This is a genomic window from Dyella sp. NPDC103356, from assembly GCF_055584465.1.
In genome coordinates, this window is the sequence record NZ_JBVJLZ010000005.1 from 113,800 (window position 1) to 133,855 (window position 20,056).

General features: G+C 62.5%; 19 protein-coding genes. 12 read left to right on the forward strand and 7 right to left on the reverse strand.

The features are described from left to right. Position 1: 1 nt before the first annotated feature. Positions 2–937 carry an AraC family transcriptional regulator gene (locus ACZ6WW_RS13045; protein WP_465274583.1) on the reverse strand — a complete coding sequence of 312 codons (936 nt, stop codon included), beginning with the start codon at positions 935–937 and terminating at the stop codon, positions 2–4. Positions 938–1,053: 116 nt separating this feature from the next. Here ACZ6WW_RS13045 and ACZ6WW_RS13050 point away from each other — a divergent pair, with 116 nt between their 5' ends. From ACZ6WW_RS13050 to ACZ6WW_RS13080, 7 genes are all read left to right on the forward strand, one after another. Then, a complete protein-coding gene (locus tag ACZ6WW_RS13050) occupies positions 1,054–1,590 on the forward strand; it encodes a carboxymuconolactone decarboxylase family protein (protein ID WP_465274584.1) in 537 nt (178 codons plus the stop codon). Positions 1,591–1,701: 111 nt separating this feature from the next. Further along, positions 1,702–2,712 (forward strand): 3-oxoacyl-[acyl-carrier-protein] synthase III C-terminal domain-containing protein, encoded by a 1,011-nt coding sequence (locus ACZ6WW_RS13055; RefSeq protein WP_465274845.1) that lies wholly within the window; start codon positions 1,702–1,704, stop codon positions 2,710–2,712. Then, positions 2,712–3,713, forward strand: a complete 1,002-nt coding sequence (locus tag ACZ6WW_RS13060; protein WP_465274585.1) for an NAD-dependent epimerase/dehydratase family protein — start codon at positions 2,712–2,714, stop codon at positions 3,711–3,713. Before ACZ6WW_RS13055 ends, ACZ6WW_RS13060 begins: the two co-directional genes overlap by 1 nt. Next, positions 3,700–4,527, forward strand: a complete 828-nt coding sequence (locus ACZ6WW_RS13065; RefSeq protein WP_465274586.1) for an MBL fold metallo-hydrolase — start codon at positions 3,700–3,702, stop codon at positions 4,525–4,527. The genes ACZ6WW_RS13060 and ACZ6WW_RS13065 overlap by 14 nt, the downstream gene beginning before the upstream one ends. Then, positions 4,524–5,843: a F390 synthetase-related protein gene (locus tag ACZ6WW_RS13070; protein ID WP_465274587.1), complete on the forward strand. Its 1,320-nt coding sequence runs from the start codon at positions 4,524–4,526 to the stop codon at positions 5,841–5,843. The genes ACZ6WW_RS13065 and ACZ6WW_RS13070 overlap by 4 nt, the downstream gene beginning before the upstream one ends. Then, positions 5,836–6,993 (forward strand): ATP-grasp domain-containing protein, encoded by a 1,158-nt coding sequence (locus ACZ6WW_RS13075; RefSeq protein ID WP_465274588.1) that lies wholly within the window; start codon positions 5,836–5,838, stop codon positions 6,991–6,993. The genes ACZ6WW_RS13070 and ACZ6WW_RS13075 overlap by 8 nt, the downstream gene beginning before the upstream one ends. Continuing rightward, a complete protein-coding gene (locus ACZ6WW_RS13080; RefSeq protein WP_465274589.1) occupies positions 6,990–8,105 on the forward strand; it encodes a hypothetical protein in 1,116 nt (371 codons plus the stop codon). The genes ACZ6WW_RS13075 and ACZ6WW_RS13080 overlap by 4 nt, the downstream gene beginning before the upstream one ends. Positions 8,106–8,275: 170 nt before the next feature. Here the strand turns inward: ACZ6WW_RS13080 and ACZ6WW_RS13085 are convergent, their stop codons facing one another. Then, positions 8,276–9,310, reverse strand: coding sequence for an FUSC family protein (locus tag ACZ6WW_RS13085; RefSeq protein WP_465274590.1), 1,035 nt, complete (start codon positions 9,308–9,310; stop codon positions 8,276–8,278). A gap of 110 nt (positions 9,311–9,420) precedes the next feature. Next, the gene (locus ACZ6WW_RS13090) at positions 9,421–10,395 is read right to left on the reverse strand and encodes a LysR substrate-binding domain-containing protein (protein WP_465274591.1); all 975 of its coding nucleotides are present in this window, start codon (positions 10,393–10,395) and stop codon (positions 9,421–9,423) included. Between the two features lie 131 nt (positions 10,396–10,526). On the opposite strand from ACZ6WW_RS13090, the gene ACZ6WW_RS13095 reads away from it, so the two are divergent. Next, positions 10,527–11,645, forward strand: a complete 1,119-nt coding sequence (locus tag ACZ6WW_RS13095; RefSeq protein WP_465274592.1) for an FUSC family protein — start codon at positions 10,527–10,529, stop codon at positions 11,643–11,645. 13 nt (positions 11,646–11,658) lie between these two features. Here the strand turns inward: ACZ6WW_RS13095 and ACZ6WW_RS13100 are convergent, their stop codons facing one another. Beyond that, positions 11,659–12,561, reverse strand: coding sequence for a LysR family transcriptional regulator (locus ACZ6WW_RS13100; protein ID WP_465274593.1), 903 nt, complete (start codon positions 12,559–12,561; stop codon positions 11,659–11,661). Between the two features lie 91 nt (positions 12,562–12,652). Between ACZ6WW_RS13100 and ACZ6WW_RS13105 the strand changes: the two genes are divergently transcribed. Beyond that, positions 12,653–13,654: an NAD-dependent epimerase/dehydratase family protein gene (locus tag ACZ6WW_RS13105; RefSeq protein ID WP_465274594.1), complete on the forward strand. Its 1,002-nt coding sequence runs from the start codon at positions 12,653–12,655 to the stop codon at positions 13,652–13,654. Between the two features lie 176 nt (positions 13,655–13,830). Next, positions 13,831–15,225 carry an MFS transporter gene (locus ACZ6WW_RS13110; protein ID WP_465274595.1) on the forward strand — a complete coding sequence of 465 codons (1,395 nt, stop codon included), beginning with the start codon at positions 13,831–13,833 and terminating at the stop codon, positions 15,223–15,225. A gap of 69 nt (positions 15,226–15,294) precedes the next feature. Here ACZ6WW_RS13110 and ACZ6WW_RS13115 read toward each other — a convergent pair whose 3' ends face one another. The 3 genes from ACZ6WW_RS13115 to queF all read right to left on the reverse strand — a co-directional run bounded on the left by ACZ6WW_RS13115 (position 15,295) and on the right by queF (position 17,496). Beyond that, a complete protein-coding gene (locus ACZ6WW_RS13115; RefSeq protein ID WP_465274596.1) occupies positions 15,295–15,501 on the reverse strand; it encodes a CsbD family protein in 207 nt (68 codons plus the stop codon). A gap of 427 nt (positions 15,502–15,928) precedes the next feature. After that, the gene (locus ACZ6WW_RS13120; protein WP_465274597.1) at positions 15,929–16,552 is read right to left on the reverse strand and encodes a hypothetical protein; all 624 of its coding nucleotides are present in this window, start codon (positions 16,550–16,552) and stop codon (positions 15,929–15,931) included. 119 nt (positions 16,553–16,671) lie between these two features. Continuing rightward, on the reverse strand, positions 16,672–17,496 hold the full coding sequence (gene queF / locus ACZ6WW_RS13125; protein WP_465274598.1) for an NADPH-dependent 7-cyano-7-deazaguanine reductase QueF: 825 nt from the start codon (positions 17,494–17,496) through the stop codon (positions 16,672–16,674). A gap of 241 nt (positions 17,497–17,737) precedes the next feature. Between queF and ACZ6WW_RS13130 the strand changes: the two genes are divergently transcribed. After that, a complete protein-coding gene (locus ACZ6WW_RS13130) occupies positions 17,738–18,124 on the forward strand; it encodes a BlaI/MecI/CopY family transcriptional regulator (RefSeq protein WP_281851481.1) in 387 nt (128 codons plus the stop codon). Between the two features lie 3 nt (positions 18,125–18,127). Beyond that, positions 18,128–19,999 (forward strand): M56 family metallopeptidase, encoded by a 1,872-nt coding sequence (locus tag ACZ6WW_RS13135; protein WP_465274599.1) that lies wholly within the window; start codon positions 18,128–18,130, stop codon positions 19,997–19,999. The last annotated feature ends 57 nt before the right edge of the window (positions 20,000–20,056 follow it).

Below are 20,056 nucleotides of genomic sequence, written 5' to 3' on the forward strand. Positions count from 1 at the left end.
GTTACGGTGCCCGGCGTCGCCAGCGTGCCGGCGTCATCCCCATTCGCTGCTTGAATACGCGTTGGAACGCGGCCTCGGATTGGTAACCCACTGACTCGGCAACGGCGCCTGTCGACGCGGATGTTTTTTCCAGCATGTTGGCCGCAAGGCTCATGCGGATATCGGTCAGCAGGTCGCTTGGCGATCGGCCCAGCGTTTCCTGAAACTGCCGCGCCAGCGTGGCGCGCGACATATGACATTGGCGCGCGAGTTCGGGCAGCGTCCAGGGATGGGCCGGCTGATGAAACAAGGCCATCAAGGCCGGTTGCAGACGGGGCTGGGCGGCGAGCGCCAGCCATCCGGTCGGAGCCGATGCCGACTCGCTGGCGGTGCGCAAGGTCAGTGCAAACAGGGCCGTCGACAGCGCGCCGAGCATGGCGCGTCCTCCCAGTCGATCGGCGGACGATTCGTCGCGCATCAGCGACAACAGGTCGAGCAACGGCGCGCGGGTTGCCGAATCCGCCGCGCTATTGCGCTGGCCCCCGGTGCGCACGATCAATCGCGAAGACAGGTAGTCGCGCAGGAGGCGATCATGCGGAGCGGCCAGAACGAAGCGCCCGCATAGCAGCTCCAGCCGATCGCCGCCGCCATCGTTTTCGCTGACAACGAGATTGAGCTGCTCGCTTTTGCGAGCGGCCTGGGCGGGCAGGCCACTACCGTCGTGCAGGACATGCGCGCCACCGTCGGGAATCAACAGAATGTCTCCCGCCTCCAGCGCCTGTGGAGGCCCACCGGCCGGGTCATCGAGCAAGGCCGAGCCAGCGAGCACCACGTGATAGGGAATCTCGCCGGCGCCGGCCGGTGCCTCGTCGATACGCCAGGGCGCGCCATAGCTGCAGCGGATATCCAGCTGCCCGCGTACGGGAGTCATGTCGAGCAGGCGGCTTAGCCAGTCCATAATCTAATCATTGAGACGATTGAGCATATAAGTAAGATAATTCAACATTAACAAGCTCGATAGGCCTCCGTAAAGTGGCATCACGTTGTTACCCCACCTACGAAGGAGTGCTCCTCATGTCACGTATCGCTACCCCCGCCATCGAGTCCGCTACCGGCGCCACCGCCGAAGTCTATGCCCAGATCAAGAAGGCGGTCGGCAAAGTGTCCAACGCCTATGCCGCTGTCGGCGCGCTCGAACCCGACGCCTTGAAAGTCATGTTGCAAGCTGACGCTGTGCTGGTGGCAAGCAGCCTCAGCAAGCAGGACCAGGAGACCGTAAAGCTCACCGTCAGCAGCATCGCCGGCTGTGACTATTGCGTGGCGGCGCATAGCCTGATCGGCAAGTTGGCCGGGCTGCAGCCCGAAGCTTTGAAGCAGATCCGCCACGGCGGCCTGACCGGCGACGCCAAGCGCGATGCCCTGATCGGCTTTGTCAGGACTCTGGTGCAAGGGCACGGCACCGTATCGGACGAAGCGTTTGCCGCCATCAAGGCGGCCGGCTACACCGATACGCAACTGGTCGATATCGGTCTGGCCATAGCGGTCATTACATTCACCAATGTCTTCAACCGCATCAACGACACCACGGTGGACTTCCCCGCAGTGGACTGAACGAGCAAGTGCCGCGGCCAGCCGTTTGGGCGGGCCGCGCAACCCGAACCGGCTCTATGCGACGATGCGCGTTTGGCAGACACCGCAGCCGGTTCGAGGGTTTTCGTCTACATGGCCGTGCATCGATCGCTTCCTGTGCGCATTCTCGGCACGGGCGAGCAGCTCCCTTCAAACAAGGTCGAATCGTCCGCGCTGGATGCGCGCTGGAACAAGCCGGCAGGTTGGACATTCCGTCATTCCGGCGTCGAAAGCCGCTACTACGCGGGCACGAACGAGACCACCTCGTCGATGGCCGCCGGTGCCGCGCGCGCTGCCTTGGCCGTAGCGGGCTTACGTGCAGACCAGCTCGACTGCATCGTGTCGGCCTGCAGCGTGATGGAGCAGGCCATCCCCTGTTCGGCGGTATTGATCCAGCGTGAGCTGGGCCTGGGTGGCAGTGGCATCCCGGCATTCGACATCAATGCGACCTGTCTGAGCTTTCTTGCCGCGCTCGATACGCTGAGTGCAGCGATGGCGGTCGGTCGTTATCGGCGGGTGTTGATCGTCTCCAGCGAAATCGCCTCCGCCGGCTTGAACGAGAACGATCCGGTCACCGCGATGCTGTTCGGCGATGGCGCGGCGGCAGTGGTGCTGGAGTACGGCGACACGGAGGGCGACGGACAAATACTCGGTACGCATTTCGAAACCTACGCCGATGGTGCCGATCTATGCCAGGTGCGTTCGGGCGGCACGCGCATTCGTCCACGTGAAACGCTGGACGCGTTCCTGCAAGGCGCCTTTTTCGAGATGAACGGGCCGGCGACGTACCGTATGGCGGCCAAGCTTCTGCCACGGTTTCTCGATCGCCTGTTCGAGCGTGCGCAAGTGCGCCTGGATCAACTGGCCTGCATCGTGCCGCATCAGGCCAGCGTCAAGGGGCTGGCTCATCTGGAAGCCGCCTTGAGCCTGCCCGATGAGATGCTTGTGCGCGTGCTTGCGACGCGCGGCAACCAGATGGCCGCGTCGATTCCCGTCGCGCTGCATCAGGCGATCAGCAGCCAGCGCATTCGACGTGGCGACATGATCGCGCTGGTGGGTTCCGGCGCCGGGCTGTCGTTTGGCGGTACCGTGCTGAGGTATTGATGGATATGGCACGCGTCGTCGTTACCGGTGCTTCCGGCTTTATAGGCAGCCACATCGCACGCCGTCTGCATGCCATGAGACATGATGTGCTGGCTACGGGGCGCGACGCCGGTCGACTGCAGCCGCTCGCGGCATCAGGCATCGCGACGCGCAGCTTCGACCTCGTCCATGATGACCTCTCGGCCCCGCTTGCCGGTCGCGACATCGTGGTGCATGCCGCTGCTCTATCCTCACCTTGGGGAAGGCGTGAAGCATTCGTCGCGGCGAATGTCGATGCGACACAACGCCTGCTCGATGCTGCGCAGCAGAATAGTGTGCGGCGCTTTGTGCACCTGTCGTCACCAAGCATCTATTTTCAGTTGCGCGATCAGTACGACACGCCGGAGGCGTTCCGGCCACCGCGACACTGGATCAACGCTTATGCGGAAACCAAGTGGTTCGCGGAGGAACGCGTTCGTGCCGCCGCGGCCCAAGGCCTGCCCTCGATCGTACTGCGGCCCAGGGCGGTGTTCGGCGAAGGCGATCGTGCGATCTTTCCGCGCCTGCTGACGCTCGCGCAGCGTGGTTGGTTTCCGCAGATAGGCCATGGCGAGGCGATGATCGACGTCACCTATGTCGCCAACGTCGTTGCGGCGGTGGAAGCTGCGATGCAGCCGGATGCCCCCGACGATGGGCGCGCCTTCAATATCACCAACGGCGAGCCGATGCCGGTGAATGCGCTGTTGGCGCAGCTCTTTCGCGCGGTCGATCTGCGCGTGCGCATGATTCCATTGCCACGTGGATTGGCCGTGGCCCTGGGCTATCTGTCCGAACGGTGGGCGCTTGCCCGACCCGGGCAGCCCGAGCCGCGCTTGAGTCGTTATGGTGTCGGGGTATTGGGTTATTCCCAGACCCTGGATATCTCCGCGGCCCGTAACCAACTGCAGTATCGGCCGATGGTGAGCGTGGCCGAAGGCATCGAACGGTTTGCATCCTGGTGGAAAGATCATGCCGGCGATTGAATGGCGCATCTACGAAGCGGGCTATTGCATGCACCCGGAGTGCGCGACGCGTCGGGGCGCACCCTTCAAGCCCGCGCGCTATCCGGCCCTGGCGTTTCTGTTGCGTCATCCGCAACAGGGCTGGGTATTGTTCGACACCGGCTATGCGCAGCATTTCATCGATGCGACGCGGCGCCTGCCCGAGCGGCTTTATCGCGCGGTGACACCGGTGCATCTGGAGCTGCGGCAAACGTTGAGCGAACAGCTACGACGCGATGGCATCGAGCCGGAGGACATCGGCCTCGTCGTGCTCTCTCACTTTCATGGCGACCATATCGCCGGCGTGTGCGACTTTCCGCAGGCGCGGCTGATCTGCGCACGTGAGGCCTGGGACGACTTGCAGGCACGTGGGCGAATCGATGCGTTGAGGCACGGCTTGTTGCCAAAGCTGCTGCCCGATGATTTCAACGAACGCGTCGAATGGATCGAAGACAAACCGGCGCGCGAGCTTCCGGCTACTTTCACGGCGTTCGGCAAGGGCCACGACCTGTTGGGCGATGGCAGCCTGGTCGCTATCGCCCTGCCGGGTCACGCGCCGGGGCATTACGGCGTGGTGTTCGAGGCGGCCGAAGGTCGACGCGTCTTCCTGGTGGCCGACGCAGCCTGGTCGCTACAAGCCATCCGCAACGACGTACCGCCTCCCGCGCTGGTCACGGGTCTGCTCGGCGACACCCATGCCTATCGTCAAACCCTCTCGCGTCTGCATGCATTGGCGAAGGCCGAGCCCGAGCTGCGCATGCTGCCGTCGCACTGCGACGAATGGCGGCTGGCATGAGCCGTTTATCCGATGGCCTGATCCTGGTGGGTCACTATCTAGCCGCGCGCCGTCGAGCGGCACTACGCGACAGCACATCTCTGCAGAAGCATCAGCAACGCAGATGGCAGAAGCTGCGCGCTCATGTGCTCACAAAGTCACCGTTCTACGCGGCGCTGCATCCTGCGGATCACCAGGACTGTCCCATTATGGACAAACAGTCGTGGATGGATGCGTTCGATCGCATCAATACTGTCGGCCTGCCGTTGAGCGAGGCCTTTGCGCTGGCCGAACGCGCGGAAGCCACGCGCGACTTCAGCCCCATGTGGCACGGTGTGTCGATCGGACTCTCCACCGGCACCTCCGGTGCACGTGGCGTGTTCCTGGCGTCGCCTGCCGAGCGTCTGCAGTGGGCGGGGACCTTACTGGCAAAAATGCTCCCGCAGGGTTTGTTGACCCAGGCGCGGATCGCCCTGCTGTTGCGCGCCGGCAGCAATCTCTATGACACCTTGTCAGGCGGCTTGCGGTTGAAGTTTCAGTACTTCGATCTGACGCGTCCGTTCAACGACGTGCTCGCCGAGCTGGATCGTTATCGACCCACCATCCTCGTTGGCCCGCCAAGCGTGCTCGCCCTTGCGGCCGATGCGACGCTTGCCGGTCGCATCCAACTCAAGCCATCGCGTGTGATTGCTGTCGCGGAAGTGCTGGACGACATCGATGCGGCGCGCATTCGGCAGGCCTTCGATGTACCGATCGAGCAGATCTATCAGGCAACCGAAGGCTTTCTTGCGCACACCTGCTCACATGGAACCTTGCATCTCAACGAAGATGTGCTGATCGTCGAGAAGGCTTGGATCGATCGGGAAACACGCCGGTTTGTGCCGATTGTCACGGATCTGTATCGACAGACTCAGCCGGTCATCCGCTACCGGCTCAACGACGTCCTGGTCGAACGCGCAAGCGCTTGCTCCTGTGGCTCGTGCTTCACCGCGATCGAACGCATCGAAGGGCGCGAAGACGATATGGTCTGGCTGCGCAGTCGGGTGGGTGCGGAGCAGGTCCCGGTGTTCGCGGATGTACTGTCGCGTGCCTTGTTGAATGCGGGCGCAGCGATACAGGATTACCGTATCGAGCAGCGCATGCCGGACGTTCTGCACGTCGGCGTGTCCCCTGCGCCGACGGCGGAGGATGCCGAGCGGATCCGCATGGCACTCGGCGTAAGTATCGATCGCCTCGGGGCGAGTGTGCCGACGATCATCGTGGACGGGACGATCGAACGCGGTGACGAACGCAAATGCCGCAGGGTTCGGCGGTTATGCGAGATCGTCCATGCCTAGGGTTCTTATTCTCGGCGGACGCGCTCCTGTCGCGCTGGATCTTGCGCGACGCTTCGCCCGGCAGGGTTGGTCGGTGGTCGCGGGCGACAGCATGTCCTGTCGCCTCACGACCTGGTCGCATTCTGTCAACGTATCGGTGCGACTGCCATCGCCGCGCTTCTCGCCCCAGGCTTTCGTCGATGCATTGCGGCACCTTATCGACACGCATGGCATCGACTTGATCGTGCCGACGTGTGAAGAGGTGTTCTATCTCGCGCGCTATCGCGACTTGCTACCCACCAGTGTGCAAGTGGCAGTAGCCGATTTCGCCACGCTGGATCGCCTGCATAGCAAATGGACCTTCCTTGAGCTGGCTCGCGAGTGCGGGGTGGACGCACCGGCAAGTGCACGAGTCGACTCGCTCGAACAGGCCAGGGCATGGGCGGGCAATGATGCGGTCGTCATCAAGCCGGAGTATTCGCGCTTCGGTACGCATGTGCGTTTGTATCCACAAGGTATTCCCGCTGATGCCCCGCCGTTGGAGCTATCGGCGGCATGGGTGGTGCAGCGCTTCTGTCGAGGGCGCGAACTGTGTTCTTACAGTGTGGTCGACCGCGGCAAGGTACTGGCGCATGTGGCCTATCGACCGGCCTATCGCCTGGCGGGCAGTGCAAGTTTCTGGTTCGAAGCCTGCGACGTACCTGCGATACGACACTTCGTCGATACGTTGGCCGCCAGGCTCGATTACACCGGGCAGATCGCCTTCGACTGGATTCAGTCGGAAGATGGTCGTGTATCCGTACTTGAATGCAATCCTCGCGCGGTCAGTGGCGTACACCTTTTCAAGGACGATGACGATTTGCCCGGTGCACTGGCCGGCACGGTGACCTCATGTCTGAGCCCCAGTGCCGGTGCAACCAGCATGCTCGGTTCCGTGATGCTGTCGGCCGGCGGCGCACAGGCATTGAAGCATGGGCAGGTCGCTCGCTGGTGGCGTGATTATCGTCGTGCGCGTGATGTGATCGCGCCCCCCGGCGATGTCGCGCCCTGGTTCGGCGGGCTGATCGATATGGGTGCCTTCGCATGCGTGGCCTTGCGTGAACGCTGCAGCCTGAGACAGGCGTCGACGCGCGATATCGAATGGGATGGCCAGCCGATGATCGCGTTATGAGCCGCGTACCGGCGATGGCATTGGATGCGTTCAATGCCAAGGCATGGGATTACCTGCGATTACACCAAGGTAAACCCACGCGTCCGATGATTGCCAACCTGCAAAGTCGGGTCGATGCGGTACAGGCCGGTGGCGCCGTGTTTCCGGTGACCGTCAACGACGACGAGCTGGACAATGCATGGGTCTGCTCGCCGTTGACGACCTATGGCCATTACGCTGTGGAAGAAGTCGATCGGTTAGGGCGCCCGCTTTTGGCTGCGCCGCTGCGCGTTCTGGCCGCGCAAGCGGCGAACTGGCTGCGCGGCGCCGATATCGATCGCGCGGTCGCCGTGAACAATTGGCTGGTGTCTACCAATGCCTATCCACGCCTGCGCGATGTCGGTCTGAACAGCGTTGTAGCGCAGGTTCGCGAGCGTTGGCCGGCGCATGCGATATGGTTCCGCTCGCTCAATACCGCCCATCACGCCGATTGGCTGCGCGCATTGTCGGACATGGGTTTTGTGCTGGTGCCAAGCCGACAGGTTTATCTGTTCGACGATATCGAACGGCTGTCGCGCGAGCGAACCGATCTCAAACGCGACCTGGCGATGCTGTCGCGTCAGGAGGCTGCTGGTTATCTATCCCATCATTTTGACGATGCGGACCTGGAGCGCGTTGCCGAGCTCTACACGGAGCTCTATATCGGCAAGTACTCGACCTTGAATCCACGCTACGGTGCTGCGTTGATCGCCGCCTGGCACAGGGCGAACCTGTTGGAGCTTCACGGCATCCGCGACGCGCAGGGAGTGTTGCAGGGTGCGGTCGGCATGTTGCGCTTCGGCGACCTGTTGACCTCACCGATCGTTGGCTACAACACCGCCTTACCGGCGAGGCAAGGCTTGTACCGTACGCTCGCCGCGCTGGTGCTGCGCGAGGCCGGCCGCGGCGGCTGCATGGTCAACCTCAGCGCGGGTGTAGCGCATTTCAAGCGTCAACGCGGCGGCGAACCGGCCATCGAATACAGCGCGGTGCTGGTCAGCCACATGCCGGCCAGGACACAGCGTGCAGTACGCACGTTGAGTGCGATAACCCGCCATATCGGTGTGCCGATCATGAGACGTTATCGGCTATAGAAATGTAGCAAGCTCTCTGGGGGACCGACTTCAGGGAACCTCAAAAAGCCTTTCCTATCCGTCGTCCCGGCGAACGCCGGGACGACGATGAAAACTGAGGTTATTCGAGGTTCCCCGAAGGCACCCCTATAAAATTGAGCAGGCTTCTTCTTTTTTTGCGAGAACGGCCTTCAGGCCCTCTCCATAGTTTCACGTGGCAAAACGATCTGCATCGCAATAAAAGCAACCAAGCATCCCAGCAGGTTGTTACCTAGCCGGGTCATCGCATAGGTGACTTCGCTGGCGGGCAGCGCAAAATCGGTAATCAGCACGAACGATGGCGTGAGAAAAACCACGAACAGCGCGTAGTTGATCCGGCGTACCGCAATCGCCAGACCAACCAGCGGAAAGGCGGCCAGCACAAGCCCGGTCGGCGAATGGACGAGCAAGCCCATGGCGCTGGCGATCATCGCACCCAGGGCCGTACCCAGCGCACGCTCGGCCATGCGCGGCAAGCTGGCGTTACGGCTCGGTTGCAGGATCAACAAGGTAGCCATGGTCGCCCAATAGCCGAACGGCAGCTGCAGGCAGCGCACGGCCACAAATGCTGCCGTCGTTGCCAGTGCAAGCCGCATGGCGTGGCGTGTCGCTGTATGGCGTTCTGCCATCTTCGGATGCGACACCGATATACGGGTAGCTGCCGGCCAGATCCAGGCGCTGACCGCAATCAGGACACTGAGCGCACAACCGAGCAGATAGGTGAGCAGCAGATGCATAACATGCTGCGCGTCGTGATAAGGCAGATCGATCATGACGACGCAGGCAGTCGCGCTCAAGATGGCGACTTGATAAGTGGCCGCCGAGCGCATGCTGGCCAGCCCGGCGAGCAGGCATGCGCCGAACAGTGCCAGCGCGGTGGGCACTGTACCGTTACCGGCGACATACGCCATCAAACCACCGCAGAGAGCTGACATCAGTGCAAAGGCAAGCATCGACGCGAGACGTCGACGGCGTGTGCCTGCGGGGTCGACCAGGCAGGTCCAGAATGCACCGATGGCTGCCCAGGCAAAGAGCGAATCGTGTCGTTCATGGCCCAACCACAACAGCACGCTGACCGCGAACGCGGCGCGCCAGCCGGCGCCGTGATCGAAGGTGAGCGAGGGTATCCATCGCCGCCATAGATTTGCGGGCAGCACAAAGATATCGCGTGCGATTAAGCGCGACATAATGACCAGGACTCCGGGGATGTATCCGAGCCCATAGTCTAGAAAGCGCCAGTCTCGGCGGGAAATATGATTTGACCGGGTGCCCTATAGGTAAAACCTAGAGCCTGCTGCTAGGCGCTGCCGCTGGTGTCTTCGAGCGTCGCTGCATCCGGCGGCGGCCGCAACGTGATGCCCGGCCAGCGGCCATCGGCATGCAATTGGCCGATCAGGCCAACCATCGCCTTACGCACGGCCAGCGCCGCGGCGCTTACGGGCAAGGCATGCGACCAGCACACGCTGGCCGGTCGGGTCATATCGGGGGCGACGATGCGTCGCATCGGCGGGCGGGCGTTTTCCGCCCGGTGAAGCATCGCCGACGCAGGCAGAATCGTGCAGGCGCTACCGCCATGGGCGATTGCCATCAATGCCGGCAGCGAGTCGATATCGCCGACGATATGGAGCTCGACTTCCTCGCGCAAAAAGGTGCGTTCGATCAGCAGGCGCAGATTGTTGACCGTGCCCGGCGTCACCAGCGGCACCCCGGCGAGGGCCGACAAGGGGCAGGTCGCTGCGGTCTTGCGTAACGTCAGCCCAGCCTGGCCAAACACGTAAAGTTCTTCGTCGAAGACCGGGATGACCGACATGCCATGGGTTTCGGAATCGCGAAACAGGATCGCCAGATCGAGCCGGCCATCGGGCAGCATCTCGCTGATATAGCCGCTCATGCTTTCGAAAATCTGCAGACGGATGCCAGGGAAATGTTTACGCACATGTTCGAACAAGGGCACAGCCAGCACGGCAGCGATCGTGGTCGGCAGGCCGACGGCCACCATGCCCGATTCGCTGCCGCCTTCCTCGCGCACGTCGGCGCGGAGCTGCTCCATTTGCCGCAATATCGCTCGTGCGCGCTGATACAAGGCATGGCCGGCCGTGGTGGGCTTGACGCCCCTCGCACTGCGCAACAGCAGTTGCGTCTCCAGTTCGTCTTCCAGCGCTGCCATCTGCTGACTCAGCGATGGCTGGGCGATATACAGCTTCTGTGCCGCCTTGGAGAGGCTGCCGGCATCGACAATCGCGACGAAGTATTTGAGCTGCCTGATATCCATGAGGCGATAGGATACCCCTATGCCTGGGAGAAGAAATCGCTATGCCGTCCCATAGCCGCGCTGCCCTAAAATGCGCAGTGCAATTCCATCGAAGGCCATTCACCGCAGGCGAGGCGCCACGTCGATAACTCATGTCTCGCATCACTGAAGCACTGCCCGACCTTCGCAGCCTGATAACCGGTCTTGCGGCGGACTTTCGTGTCTGGTTCCGGCGAGGTCCGCGCACGCTCGACGAACTCGAAAGTGTCGTGTCGGTACTGTTGGCGATTGTTCTTGCGCATCTGCTCGGCGCGCGCAACATCGGTTGGGCGGCTTTCAGCGGCTACATGGTGATGCGCGCGCAGTTTTCCGAAAGCCTCATGCGCGGTTGCCTGCGGGTTATCGGTACGGCGCTGGGCGCGGTGGCCGCGTGGTCGATAGCACCTTACGTTGCCCAATCGCCCTTGCGTCTTTGCCTCGCGCTCGGCCTGGTGGGCCTGGGCACGCTGTATATGGCCTTGATCGGCAAGCGCAGCTACGCGTGGCTGTTTACCGGCCTGACGTTTGCGATGGTGTTGATCGACGGCATGGCCTTTCCCCATGCATCGCTTGCCGGCTTTGCCCAATCGCGCTTTGTCGAAATATTCACCGGTACGTTCGCCGCCGTATTGGTCAGCGGCGTGTCTGCGGTGACAATACGCCGCCGGCTACGGATGCTGCAGACGGATCGCAGCATGCAAGCCGCAGCTCGCCACCTGCCGATCTGGCATCGCGCGGCGTTCTTGCACGCGCTGCAGGGTGCCGTTGCATTGGCACTGATTCCCTGGGTATGGGCGATGTTCCATATCGAAGCGCTGAGTCAGTCCAGTACAACGATCATGGCGGTGATGATGGTGCCGCTGGCCAGCTTGTCCGCCACGTCCCGTGCCCCTTCGAGCCGGTTGCTGCATCGCTTTATAGGCTGCACGGTGGGCGGCCTGCTGGCGACGGGTATCTTGCTGTTGGCGCATCCGTGGCCATGGCTGATGGTGCTTGCCATGTGCGCAGGTGTCGCGGCGGGCCGGCATATCGAAAACGGCAGGCTTGGCATCGGCTATATCGGAACGCAATTTGTTCTGGCCTTCCTGGTGGTGCTGGTGCCCGACAGTTACGCCAGCGCGGACATCGGTCCGGGGATCGAGCGCCTGTTTGGCATTCTTGTTGGCATGCTGTTGCTTGAGCCGGTGCGATGGGTTTTCCGCCGCGCAATTGCCACCTTGAAGGTTGCCTGATGACCAACGCTCATCAGCGGTCGTGCTGGCTCTTTATATAGGCGGCCAACCCATCGGCCAGCATGTCGAAAACCGCACGGCAGGCGGCGTTGTGGCGCATGTCTTCATGCATGACCAGCCAGGTATTCAGGGTCATCGTCAGCTCCGGTAGCACACGGCGCAGGCGCGGCTCGCGCCGGGCCAGGCCAAGCTGGCAGAAGCCCAGACCGAAACCGGCGCGGATGGCAGCCAGTTGCGCCACGTTGCTGTCGGTACGCAGGGCAAACATGGAACGCCGCAGTGCCGGCGTATCCGAGAGCATGCGGCGAATATAGGCGCTTTCATGGTCGAAGCCGATCAGGTTGTGGCCGGCGAGTTCGTCGATGCTGCGCGGCGCCCGGTGACGCTTGAGATAATCGGGATGCGCGTAGGCACCGATTTCGATCCTGCCGATCTTGCGCGCGACCAGCGCTTCCTGCGTCGGATCGATCATGCGCACGGCGATATCGGCCTCCTGGTTGAGGATGTTCTCGACACGATCGGAAAGCACCAACTCCAGCGTGATTGCAGGGTAGGTGTGCCGGATGGAGGCGAGAATGGGCGGCAGGACCTCCACACCCATCAGTTCCGCCACCGTGATGCGTACCGTGCCGCGGGCGACACCTTTGTTCGCCGTTGCCGCACGGCGCAAGGCTTCGGCCGTTGCTTGCATGCGTTCCGCGTAGGGCCGAATCGCCAGCGCCGTTTCCGTCGGCAGCAGGCCGCTGGGCGAACGCGTAAACAGGCTCATGCCCAGAGCCGCTTCCAGCGCATCGATATGCCTGCCGACCGTCGGCTGGCTGAGGCCCAGCAAGCGGGCCGTCGCCGAGAGCGAGCCCTCCTGCAGGGCGGCCAGCAGGGTACGGTAAAGCTGCCATTCGGGCTCGGTCTGATCCATACGTTTTTGTATAGCTACTCAAGCATCTCGTCAATTCCTTTGAACCCGCCCAGGCGCCAGCATAAGCGACATCCCAGACGGAGAGCCGATCATGAAAGGCAGCAAGACGATGTTGGTGTTGGGCGCGACCGGCGGTATCGGTGGTGAGGTGGCCAAGGCGGCATTGCGCCGTGGTTGGATCGTCCGTGCCTTGAATCGCCACGCCGAACGCTTGATGTCGGACCGCGAGGGCATCGAATGGATTCAGGGCGATGCGATGAACGAGGCCGATGTGGTCGCGGCAGCCCAGGGTGCCGACGTGATCGTGCATGCGGTCAATCCACCCGCGTACAAGAACTGGGCGCTATGGGTGTTGCCGATGCTGCGCAACACGTTGAGTGCGGCGCGTCAGACGGGCGCGCGTATCGTGTTGCCCGGTACGTTCTACAACTACGGGCCCGAGACGTTTCCGGTGATCACGGAAAATGCGCCGCAGCGGCCACGCACGCGCAAGGGCGCAATACGCGTGCAGATGGAAACGTTATTGCGTGAGGCCAGTGCGCAAGGCGTACGCAGCCTGATCGTACGCGCAGGCGATTACTTCGGACCCAAAGCGGGCAACAACTGGTTCTCGCAGATGGTGACGGCGGCTCGTCCGGTATCGCATGTCACGCGCATCGGCAAGGTAGGTATCGGGCATCAATGGGGTTATCTCCCCGACGTGGCCGAAACCATATTGCGCCTGCTGGAGATCGAGGATCGTTTGAACCATATCGAAAACATACATATGGCCGGCCACTGGGACGATACCGGCATGCGCATGGTGGAGGCTGTGCAGCGTGCGGTTGCTAAGCCGGTGCCGGTACGCGCATTCCCTTGGTGGTTGCTTGCGGTTATCTGGCCGTTCGTCCGTTTGCTGCGCGAACTGCACGAGATGCGCTACCTGTGGATGCGCCCGATCCGGCTCGATAACGCGCGCTTGCTGGAGCTCTTGGGTAGCGAGCCGCATACCCCGATCGAACAAGCGGTCAAAGCCAGCTTGATCGGCATCGGTTGCCTGCCGGATCGGGATGCACATCAGAGCCCATCGATGCTGCCGCTGGCAAGGTCGTAACGGCACGATCGATGTGGTGTGGAGCGAAGTGTGCGTCCGGCCAAGTTGGTATAACGCGCACTTACCCAGAATGGGAGACGCTCCATGCAGAGAACCGCCACTACCCGACCTTCACCTGCCCTGATACCGTGCCTGCCTATGCTTTTCGCTCTTGGCGGACCGGCGGGAGTCGTTTGATGGCGGACATGGCAACACGGGAGACGGGGCCTTCCCTATCTACCGCCTGGGTCACCACGGCCGCCAGCTTTGGCTTCGCACTCGTCCAGCTGGATGTCACCATCGTCAACGTCGCGTTGCCGCGTATGGCAAGCGAGCTGCAGGCGGGCGTATCGGCATTGCAGTGGGTCGTGGATGCCTATGCATTGTCGTTTGCCGTGCTGCTTTTGCTGATGGGTTTTCTCGGCGATCGTCTGGGTGCGCGGCGTGTCTATCTGGCAGGTCTGGGCTTATTTGCGCTGGCCTCGCTGGGCTGTGGTTTTTCCACCGATGCGCCAACCTTGATTATTGCACGCACGCTGCAAGGCCTGGCGGCTGCGGCCATGCTCCCCAACTCGCTGGCGCTGATCAATCGGGCTACAGGTCACGACCGTCGGTTGCGTGCAAAGGCGATCGGATGGTGGACGGCTTCGGGTAGCATCGCGATTGCCGCGGGCCCGATCGTCGGCGGGCTGCTGCTCGGCATTGCCAGTTGGCGCAGTATTTTCCTGATCAATCTCCCAGTATGCGCCGTAGGCGTGTGGTTGACCTGGCGTGTGCCTGCCGCTGCGCCGAAAAATAATCGACGCAGTTTCGATATCCAGGGCCAGGTTCTCGCGGTGCTGGCATTGGCGGCTCTCACAGCGGCGATCATCCAGGCGCGGCCGATGGGTTGGACGCATCCTTTTGTCTACGGCGGATTCCTTGTCGCCATACTGGCCGGCGCGGGATTCATATGGACCGAGTCGCGTAGTAAAACACCGATGCTGCCGCTGGACTTTTTCTCCAGGCCAAGCTTCAGTCCTGCCGTCGGCTACGGTGTGATGGTGAACCTCACCTACTACGGCATCGTTTTCGTGTTGAGCCTCTATTTACAGCGCGTGCAAGGCTACAGCGCGTTGCGCACAGGCCTGGCCTACCTGCCTCTGACGGCGACCTTTTTTGGCGTCAACATCCTGAGTGGCTGGCTGATCGGCGTGATCGGCGCAAGGCCCTTGATGGTGATCGGTGCGTTGATCGATGCCGGCGGCTTTGTCTTGTTGCTGTTGCTCGATGCGCACAGTTCGTATTGGCTGATGTTGCCGGCTTTCGCGTTGCTTCCCGCAGGTATGGGGCTGGGTGTGCCGGCAATGACCAATACCGTGCTATCGGCGGTGCATGCCGAATCGTCAGGCATTGCCTCGGGCGTGCTCAATGCGGCGCGCCAGGCTGGCGGTGCGATCGGTGTCGCGGTGTTCGGTGCGCTTGCCGGTGATGGCGAGGCACATGTGGTAGCCGGTCTGCACACGTCCGCGTATATATCGATCGGATTGCTGCTGCTGGCCGCCGTCTTGGCTGCGGTGGGCGTGCATCCTCACGGCGAAAAGCACACCTGAGCTATGCCAGCTGCAAAAGCCGCCGACATGACGTCGGCGGCTTCACGTGGCTGAGAAGACATGCCTAAATCAATGCAGATGGTTGGTCTTCTCGAACTGTTTGATCTGTTTGTCCGCCTCATCGCGGGCAATGCCATAGCGTTCTTGCAGCTTGCCAGACAGATATTCGGCGTTGCCCTCGGCAACTTTCAGATCGTCGTCGGTGAGTTTGCCCCACTGCGCTTTCATCTTGCCGCCTAGCTGTTTCCACTGACCTTTGATGGTGTCTTGGTTCATCGCTCTTGCCTCCCGTGCGTGGAATGACGCACTTGTCGCTGTGCGGTGGTCAGTTGAACAGCGTCGACGTGATTGGCTCGTGCGGCGTCGGTGAAGACCGCATGCATGCATATGAATTGCACTTAAGATATGGGAGACGCGCTAAAAGATGCCTCACATCATGGGGTGCGAAGCGAGTTTTTTCCTGGATCTTGGTAAAAGCCGATGAGGGCAATAGCTCGAGAGCGATCGGTGCAGATGCGATGCCAGAATAATCAGCCGTCCTGTTGTTCGATATCGTCCGAAGATTCGTTCGCGCGTCGTATTCAAACGATGCATTCGGCTACGTGGTCGTCGTGGCCATGGTCTATATGCTTTATCGGCCGAGTGTCGGCGATAAAAAAGGCGCCTGACGGCGCCTTTTTTCAAGAAGCGATGGCGCTGGCTATCAGCCCTTTTTCACTTCGAAGTTCTGCGTGGCGACCGACTTGCCATTCACCGCGATCTCGACCTTGTACTTGCCTTCCGGCCAGTTGTTCGGGTTCTGCACGCGGAAGGTGGTGGTGGCCGGGCCGTCGGTGGCGATCGACTGGCTGGTGCTGTTGACCAACTGGCCCTTGCCTTCCAGGTAGCTCCACTTCGCGCTCAGCGTGGCGCCATCGGTGTTGCCCTCGGTGGCGACGCTGGCATAGATCGACTTGTCGCCGGGGGCGAACGTGGTCTTGGCCTTGCTGACCTTATGGTCTGGGCTTACGGCACCGCCGAGCGTCAGGCCGGCTACCTTGAGATCGCCGGCGACGGGCGCTGCGGCCGTGTTGCTGGCGGGGGCGGCAACCGGAGCGGCCGGAGCGGCAGCGGCGGTCGTGGACGGGGCAGGAGCCTGCGTCGGGGCAGCGGCCGTGCTGGCCGGAGCCGGGGCGGTCGAGGCCGGGGTCGGTGCTGCCGGAGCGGCGGCGGTGCTGGCAGCAGGCGGAGTGGACGCCGGCTGTTCGCTCTTGCCGCAGGCGCTGAGCATCAGCAGGCCGGCGAACGTGGCGCTGTACAGGGCGGCGGAGCGTGCGGAAAGTTTCATAACAGGACCCGTTGGCATGACATAAGGAAAGGGGTATCGCGGCGCGAGGCATCTCGACGCCAAGTGATACAGCGTAAAGCCTAGCGCTGGTGATCTGAAGCCTCGATTACCGGCAGGCGCTACTGCCTGGCGCCGCGCGGGTTGCCCGGGCTGGCCGGGGCACTGCTGCGGAAGGGATTGATATCGAGTCCGCCGCGGCGGGTGTAGCGGGCGTAGACGCTCAGGGCCTGCGGTCTGCAGTGGCGCTGGATATCCACGTAAATGCGCTCCACGCACTGCTCATGGAACTCGTTGTGGTTACGGAACGAGACCAGATAGCGCAGCAACCCGGCCGCGTCGATGCGTGGCCCACGGTAGGCGATCTGTACGCTGCCCCAGTCAGGCTGGCCGGTGACCGGGCAGTTCGAGCGCAGCAGATTGGACACCAGCGTCTCTTCCACGACTACGGTGTCGTCCGCGTGCAGATACTCGGACTTGGGCGGGCCATAGTCGTCGATATCCAGTTCCAGTGCGTCGATCAGCGTGCCATTGAGATCGATGATGGCGTGATCGCGTGCACTGACATCACTCAGCTGCACCTCGACCGAGGCCCCTGCTGCCTGGGAAAGGTCGCGTTCCAGGACCTCGACCAGGGCCGATTTGCTGTCCATGCGCTCGCCCGCGAACCCGTTCAGATACAGCTTGAACGACTTCGATTCGATGATGGCCGGTGAGGTCGCCGGGACATGGCAGCTCATGATCGCCACGACCGGTTTGCCGCGCGCATCGAGCCAGGACAGCTCGTAGGCGTTCCAGATATCCACGCCATGAAACGGCAACGCATTGCCGTCCACGCCGATCTCGTCGCGCTTGGCCTGGCGCGGGATGGGGAACAGCAAGCTGGGGTCGTAGCGGTCGGCGTAGATCGTGGTCTTGCCGAGCGGGGAGTGGTCGGGCGTGGTCATTTGCCCATTTTAGCGGTTATCGCACTCCAATCTCTGGCCTTTCCTATCCGTCGTCCCGGCGAACGCCGGGACCTAGTGCATAACGCCTGAGCGTGTTGAAGACGCTGGGCCCCGGCGTCCGCCGGGGCGACGATGAAAACGGAGGCTATTTCAGAGCTTCAGGCCATGACCCCAGGCCTATTGACTACAGTCGTAGTCACGGCGTAAGTTGACGACAACTGTAGTCACGGAAGTCCGGCTCATGAGCAACCCCTCGATCGGCGACCAGGAACTGGCGCTGCTGCACTATCTGGCCGAGCACGAGCCCGCCTCGGTCGGCGAGGTGGCCGCCAGCTACGGCGAAGAGCGCGGCCTGGCCCGCTCCACCGTGTTGACCATGATGGAACGCCTGCGCGGCAAGGGTTATCTGAAGCGCCGCCATGTCAAAGGCATCTACCGCTACAGCACGGCCACCGGCCCTGGCGAGGCGATGCGTAGCGCGGTCGGCCAGTTTGTCGAAAAGACCTTGAGCGGCTCGGTGTCGCCGTTTGTCGCATGGATGTCCGAACGCGCGACGGTCAGCGACAACGAGCTGGCTGAACTGGAAGCGCTGGTGGCGCAGCTGCAGTCGCAGCGCAAGGAGCCTTGAGCCATGGATGCGTTGATCGATACCTTGCTGGAACGCCTTGCCTGGACATCGCTGCAGGGGGCGTTGCTGTTCGCGATCGTGTGGTCGTTGATCCGCTTCGTGCCGCGACTGACGCCGGCCGTGCGCTGCATGCTGTGGTGGTTGCTGGGTGCACAACTGGTATTGGGCGTGGCGATCGGCTCGCCGTTGCGCTTGCCGCTGCTGAAGCCCGAACCGCACAGCGTGGTGGTGAACGTGACGCCGTCCGTCGCTTTGTCGATGTCGAATCCATCCGACGGCGCGGTCCTGCCTGCGACGTCGATGCCGAAGGTCTCCTTCGACTGGCGTATGGCGCTGTTTGCGCTATGGGGCGCCGGCCTCGTGCTGCAGTTGTTGTTGACGCTGCGGCAGGGCATCGAAACACGACGCACGCTGCGTGCTTCCAGGCCATTGGATGACGACGCGCTACAGACGCTATGCCAGCGCCAAGCGCGCGAGCTGGGTTTGCGCCGTTGCCCGCAGCTTCGCGTATCGGACGAAATCACCTCACCGCAGGTCACCGGCAACGTATCGCCCATCGTGCTGCTGCCGGCGGACCACGCCCTGACGCCGGATGAATCGGCCATGGCGATCGCGCACGAGCTGGCGCACATCCGCCGCGGCGATCTGTGGCTGGGTTGGATTCCGGCGCTGGCGCAGCGATTGTTCTTCTTTCATCCGCTGGCGCGCTGGGCGACCCGCGAATACGCCTTGCACCGCGAAGCCGCTTGCGATGCACAGGTGATGCGTCAGCAACGTACCGAAGCGCAAACCTATGGACGCCTGCTGCTGCGTCTGGGCGTTGCGCAACCGCTCCCCTCCGGCCTGGCCGGAGCTTCCCCCACTTTTCAGACCTTGAAGAGGCGACTGACCATGTTGCAGCAATCGGTAAACGACACAACGCCGCGCGCACGCGGCTGGCTGCTGGTGGCGCTGGTGGCCCTGGGTGGCGTGCTGCCGTACCGCCTCACCGAGGCGGCCGGCATGAGCGTGCATGAGGACGCCCCGGAAACCGCGATGTCCATCAGCTCGGATGTGCCGCCGCCACCGCCTCCGCCGCCCGCACCGCCGCCGCCGGATGCGCCCAGGCCACTGCCGCCTCCGCCGGTTCCGAGGGTTCCGCCTGTGCCTGCTGTACCGCCTGTGCCTGCTGTTCCGCCGGTACCACCCGCCGATACGGAAGGTTTCAATGCCGATCATGTGCAACTGTCGATTTCCGACAACGCCAAATATGGGTTGGCGCTGATCAGCAAGAACCACATCCTGTTCGACGGCGACACCGCGGATCTGGCGAAGGTGAAGAGCCTGCGTGACGGCGACAAGCCGATGCTGTGGTTCCGCCGCGACGGCAAGGCCTATGTGGTGCGCGACAGCGGCTATGTCGAGCGTGCCCAGGGTGCCTATGCACCGGTGACGGAGCTGGCCCAGATGCAAGGTGAGCTCGCCGGCAAGGAAGGGCAATTGGCCGGGGAAGACGGTGGTCTTGCCGCCCGCGAAGGCAGTCTTGCCGCACGTCTGGGTGGGCTGGAAGCAGAGCGCGGCAGCATTGAGGCCGAACGCGCTTCGCTGTACACGGCCGGAGATTCTCCCGCCGTGACCAGACAGCGCGCCGCACTGGAAGAGCGACTGAAGTCTCTGGCCGAACGCAAGGCAGATATGGATCGCGAGATGGCGAGTGAACGCGCCGAAATCGAAACCCAGCGCCAGGCCTTGAGCAAGCAACGCACGGGCCTCGCTCGCCAGCAATCGGAACTGGCCAAGCGGCAGAAAGATGCCCAAAGCAAGGCCGATGCACAATTGAACAAAGTGATTGATGAGGCGCTGGCCAGCGGTGCAGCGCAGATAGTCTCACGCTGAGATCGCAAACAATAAGGCCGCCCCGTTCGCACGAGGCGGCCTTTTGTTTTACCGGAA